The sequence below is a fragment of the Halomonas sp. Cn5-12 genome, from assembly GCF_021532545.1.
GTDB classification, from domain to species: domain Bacteria; phylum Pseudomonadota; class Gammaproteobacteria; order Pseudomonadales; family Halomonadaceae; genus Vreelandella; species Vreelandella aquamarina.
Genome location: NZ_JAKGAY010000062.1, coordinates 1 through 5,343, shown reverse-complemented (window position 1 = coordinate 5,343; position 5,343 = coordinate 1). Strand labels below are relative to the sequence as shown.

Annotated in this window: 5 protein-coding genes; all 5 read left to right on the top strand. The window is 55.7% G+C overall.

Features of this window, described 5'->3' with window-relative positions; all coding sequences use genetic code 11:
- On the top strand, window positions 1-143 hold a 143-nt coding region (locus L1249_RS17075), incomplete at its 5' end, for a transposase (RefSeq protein ID WP_235253793.1).
- Between the two features lie 22 nt (window positions 144-165).
- The gene (locus L1249_RS17070) at window positions 166-1,323 is read left to right on the top strand and encodes a tyrosine-type recombinase/integrase (protein ID WP_137093415.1); all 1,158 of its coding nucleotides are present in this window, start codon (window positions 166-168) and stop codon (window positions 1,321-1,323) included.
- Window positions 1,316-2,932, top strand: coding sequence for a phage integrase SAM-like domain-containing protein (locus L1249_RS17065; RefSeq protein ID WP_137093414.1), 1,617 nt, complete (start codon window positions 1,316-1,318; stop codon window positions 2,930-2,932). Before L1249_RS17070 ends, L1249_RS17065 begins: the two co-directional genes overlap by 8 nt.
- Window positions 2,929-4,785 carry a tyrosine-type recombinase/integrase gene (locus L1249_RS17060; protein ID WP_137093412.1) on the top strand — a complete coding sequence of 619 codons (1,857 nt, stop codon included), beginning with the start codon at window positions 2,929-2,931 and terminating at the stop codon, window positions 4,783-4,785. The genes L1249_RS17065 and L1249_RS17060 overlap by 4 nt, the downstream gene beginning before the upstream one ends.
- Window positions 4,772-5,197: a hypothetical protein gene (locus tag L1249_RS17055; RefSeq protein WP_137093410.1), complete on the top strand. Its 426-nt coding sequence runs from the start codon at window positions 4,772-4,774 to the stop codon at window positions 5,195-5,197. The genes L1249_RS17060 and L1249_RS17055 overlap by 14 nt, the downstream gene beginning before the upstream one ends.
- Window positions 5,198-5,343: the final 146 nt, after the last annotated feature.

Here is a 5,343-nt window from a genome sequence, read left to right as displayed (position 1 = left end):
TCCGGTCGTGGGAGTGCCCCGCCTGCCACACACAGCACGACCGGGACATCAACGCGGCGCTGAACATCAAGCATCAAGGCATTATCGAGCTGAAGGCGGAAGGGCTGTCCGTCTCTGCCCATGATTACCGCTTACAAAAGTGATATATCATGCTAGAGTCTCAATATGGACCTCTTCTTCAGCACGAACAAATTCAAGCTCAACGGCCTAAGCTACTCCGGTTTTCCAATCCTTATTTCTAGGGAGGGGAAGGTTGTTGAGGAAGCTCTGGACTTTTGCATAGCACACCTGATCAAGCGTGGAAGGGTTCAATCCAAGAAGTCGTGGGTCACCTACGGGAAAGCGTTGTATCAGTTCTTTGGCTGGTGTGAGGTGAATGACATTGACTGGTGTGATGTGGGCAATGACCGAGAAGCGACGATCCTGGCGGAGTTCCGTGATTGGAATCTGAGTCCCGAGGGTGGAAGCCTTTCCGCAGCAACGGTGAATGCGCGACTACGACTTCTTTGCGCGTTCTACCGGTATGCCGCCAACAGTGGTTGGGTGACGACTGTTCCGTATTCGATGGAAACGGTAACGGTGAGGCAACCTAAAGGCTTCCTCGCTCACGTCGATGCGAGTGGTGGGAGTCGCACGACCGCAGATGTCATGCTGAGGACCCCGCGAACCGTAATTCGGGTGCTGAGCAAGCATCAGTCGGTTGATCTCTTGAATGCTACCACCAATCCCACTCACAAGCTGATCATGCGGTTGGCGCTCACGACAGGACTGCGCCGTGAAGAGCTGGCTACGTTTCCGCTGAAGTACGTGATCGATCCAGTGATGTACACCAAGCACCGCTCCTTCATCCGGATCAATCTCGATCCGCGCGACATGACCATCAAGCGGAATCAGCCCCGGGGAATCGACGTGCCTCGCACCGTCATGGAAGCCCTCTGGCAATACGTCCTGAACCGTCGCCATCAGCATGAGAACATTTCTGGCCAGCGCCAGTCCGTTTTGTTCCTGACGGAATCCGGCCAACCCTACGCGAACGACGGGGCAGCCTTTCTGGGCCTTGTAAAGAAGGCTGGGGCGGCTGCCGGCATTCCTTACATCAACGTCCATATTCTGCGGCATACCTACGCCACGCATACGCTGTACGCAATGATGCAATCCAAGGCCCAGACCCATGCCTTGCTGTACGTACGCGACCGCCTGGGCCACGCCTCGGTCACATCCACCGAGAAATACCTGCACTGTCTCTCAGAGCTTGAGGATGCGCTGATGAACGACTACCAAAGCGAAATCGATCTGATCAGCAGGGAGATTGGCAGTGCCTAGAAAAAAACTTCAATCGACAGCCTCCCGCCCTGGCAAAGATGCCAGTGACAAAACGTTGGAACTCACGAGTCTACCTCCAGCTCAGATGGTCGTGTCCTTGCCCGAAAATGCGACGGGTCGACGCAACCTTGATTTCGCTAAGCACTACGGAAACGGATGCGATGTGGTGGTCTATGCCACTCAACGCGCACTGGATCTTATGGCCAGGGCCTGCGCCGAAAGCGATGGAAAAACGCTCAGCGCGGCTACTATCGCTAGATATCACCAAAACGGGTTATCAGCCTTTCTACCCTTCTGTGCCACAATGTCTGCCGCGTTGAAACGTGAGCTGCGCCTGGATGATATTGACCGTCAGTTTATCGACCAATTCATTGCCCATTTGCGGCAGTCGGATGTCCGCTTGTCGAGCCAGAAGGTTCGATACGCAACCACCAAGGCGGTACTGGCGGCGATGGGAGAATCAGGCTGGATTGCCAAAGATATTTTTCCGCGCAACCCCTTTCCAAACTCCAACCGATCAATGAAGGGACAGACCGCTTTGAGCGAGCCAGAGCGCCGTAGCGTTCTGCAGGCGCTAAAAACCGATATGCGGGCGATTATCAAAGGAAGTGGGTCGCTAACCTCAGAAGAACTTGCTGTCTGCCTGCTGGCCATTGCAGCGCGAACGGGCATCAATCCGACCCCCGCCCTGGAGCTCCTGACCGACTGCCTTCAGCCCCATCCCATCAAGTCAGACAGGTACGTGCTGGTCAGCTTTAAGCGTCGCGGCAACGCCACGCACATCCAGAGCCTGCGTCGCGCCGCCGATGTTGAGTCGATGGTGTCGGCGCTGCCTGACGTGGCCCGCATCATAGATCTTGTGCGCGAGCGCAACGACACGATACGACAGTCGAGTAACTCCCCGGCGTTTCTGTTTGTCTACGAGAGCCTATCCAGGAAAAACGCCGGGAAAATGGGCCGGCTGGCTCAACACACTCTCACCCGCGGCATTAAGGCGTTTCTCGACCGGCATCAGATAACCGATGCTGACGGCAAGCCTCTGAGGCTCAACGTCATGCGTCTGCGTAAGACGTTTGAGAACCATCTGTTCACCCTGTCCGGCCAGGACCCCTTCCTGACAGCAAGGCTCGGTGGCCATACCCCGAAGGTGTCCGACAACCACTATCTGGAAGCTCCGGAAAGGGCTGAGCAAGATTGGCGGCTCATGGGCGAGGTTCGAACTGAAGAGCTATTGAACCACGGCAAGGTTGCACCTCTGCCGACACAGAACACGCCGATAGCCCACTGTCGGGATACCTTGAACGGTGAACGTGCACCCAAGAATGGCGAGCACTGCCAGAAGTTTCTGGCTTGCTTTCGTTGTCGGTCATTCGTTGTGACGAGTGATGATCTCCACCGTGTCTTCAGTCTTTATTGGGCACTGGTCAGGATGCGCCAGAAAATGGGTGCGAGCGCGTGGAAACGGGTCTACGGTCATATCATCCGAATCATCGACCAAGAGATCGCCCCGCAATTTGATGGCGAGCTGGTGAGTATCCAACGGCAGCGGGCGGAGGTCGACCCACACCCCTTCTGGCGTGATCCGGAGCGCTTGGAGGACATAGCATGAACGCAGCCGAATTCCGTGCAGGGCAACTCAAAGCCCTCCATGCCGTCCAGACAGGAATGATCAACCCAAACGCGCTCATCTCGGGCATGCGTCTGGAAGACGGCTCCTACTACGTTCTGAGCCGCTACAGTGATGATGTGTGGACTCTGCCAGACAGCCTTTTTCCTGCTGGAGCGAAAGATACCCAGAAAAAGCTCAACTTCTTACGTGTGCCTGTGATGTTTCGAGAAACGCTGCGTGCCTGTACGGCGCATTACATCCTGAACGGCATTGAAGGCCGCAGCCGACCCAAGGGCATCACGATATACCAGTTTTTCCAGAGCGTGACATTGTTTCTGACTTGGCTTCAGGACCAAAGCATAGCCCGACTGAGCGACGCGACGCCGCTGATCGGGCATCAATATGTAAGCTTTTGCAGAGGGCTGAGGGGCCGAAAAGGGAAACCGCTTTCAGGTGGCACGCTGAAGCAGCGTTTCTTGGCTGTAGAAACAGTCCATATCCTCAGTCAGCAGTCCGATGACCCTATGCGACACCCCTGGCCGGAATCGTCAGCAAAGTACCTGGCAGGGCTGACGGGGCAAGGCAATCCTCAACTCCAAGAAGCCAGAACCGAAATCATTCCGGATGATATTCTAGGACCACTGTTCCAGTCGTCGATTGAATGGCTGGACCGGGCCGATGAGATCATTAGTCTCCGCGCTCAGGTGGAAGGCTGGAAGTCAGAGGATCGGAGTTTTAGGTTCATTCAACCGCGCCTGAAAAAACTCGGCTGGACGTTAAGCGGCATTCGTACAGCGGAGCAACACCTTCAAACGGCGTGCATGAGCATCATCCTGATCACCACCGGTATCCGCGTATCCGAACTCTGTTCACTGGAAAATCAGTGTGCGTTCAAAACGCTGGATGAAGAGGGTGAGCCCTTTCATTGGATGCGCGGCACCTCGTACAAGACAGGCGCGGGAGCCTGTGAATGGCTGGTAGCCGAGATTACTCACCGCGCCCTCACGGTGGCGGAGAGCCTGGTGCGCTCCCTGCAAGCGCAACTGGAACAACGTATTTTTGATCTGCGAACTGACGATCCGAAGGACCCCGACATTGCGCGACTGAAAGAGCATACCCGTCGTCTATTCCTCGCGGTCTCAACGAGACAGAACAACCGAGTCGGAACTCTTTCGAGAGATTCGATCATTGATCGCCTCAATGCGTTTGCTGCCCAGTGTGGGCTGGACTGGCGCTTTGCGCCGCACCAGTTCCGGCGCACCTTCGCGGTCTACGCGGCTCACAGCGCCTTTGGCGACCTTCGCTACCTGCGGGATCATTTCAAGCACTGGTCGCTAGACATGACCACTTTGTACGCCATGTCCCGGCTCCAAGATGCCGAGCTTTACGACAGCGTGGGCCTGGCCGCACTGAGCATCAAGACCGATCTTCTGGAGCACTGGCTGGAGCCTGATGCCATTCTGGTGGGAGGTGCTGCCGAACCAATCCGGGCCTTCCGCACGAAGAACGAGGCGCTGGCTGCCAAGGAGAATCGCGCTGAGATGGCTAAGACGATCAGCCCCCTAGTTCATCTGCGAGCCACTGGTGTCGCGTGGTGTACCGCCGACACCGGAGGTTGCAACGGTGGCCAGGGCGTAGAGAAAACACGTTGTGCTGATTGTGGCAATGCGGTTATCGATGAGTCACGTAAGGCTGTATGGCAGGGTATTTATGCACAGCAGATCGAGTTGCGCGACCTCACAGACATTGGACCTGGAGGAACCGAGCGAGTCGAGCGTGATCTTAAGCGCTGCGAGGCGGTCCTGAAGGGGCTTGGGGCAACTGAAGAGGATCTGGCTTATGTCGCAACCTAAAGATACTTCCCAACCCCCAACGCGGGGTGAATTGACCGCAAAGGCTATACGCCAAGCCATTGTAAGAATAGAGAAAGGTCGCCCCAAGGTGGTTAAGCCGGGACGCAAGCTCAGCATCCAGTCTGTGGCCGAGGAAGCCGGGGTCAGCCGAGCCACCATTCACAACAATCACCCTGGACTCGCTGAGCGTATTCGAGAATCCGGAAACAAGGCTGTCCGGGCACAACGGGACGAAAAGAATACCGAGCTCAAAGAGCTGAGAGCCAAATACACCGGACTCAGACAGGAGCATGTTCACGCCCGCGAACTCAATCGAGACATGGCTTCTGAAATGGCCACTCTAGTCGCGGAGAATCAGCGTCTACGAGCCATCGCAGAGAACAAAAAAGTGATCGGTTTTCCCTCGAAATAAACCTAAAGCTGTTACCTTTCTAATTAATCAATAAAATCAAGATCTTATTATGTTGTAACATAATACAAGCTGCGGTAATCCCATGGAGGCTTGCGTAAGTCCGGCACATCGTCGGCAGCTGCCTGAGAAGTGGGAAGCCTCGCCCG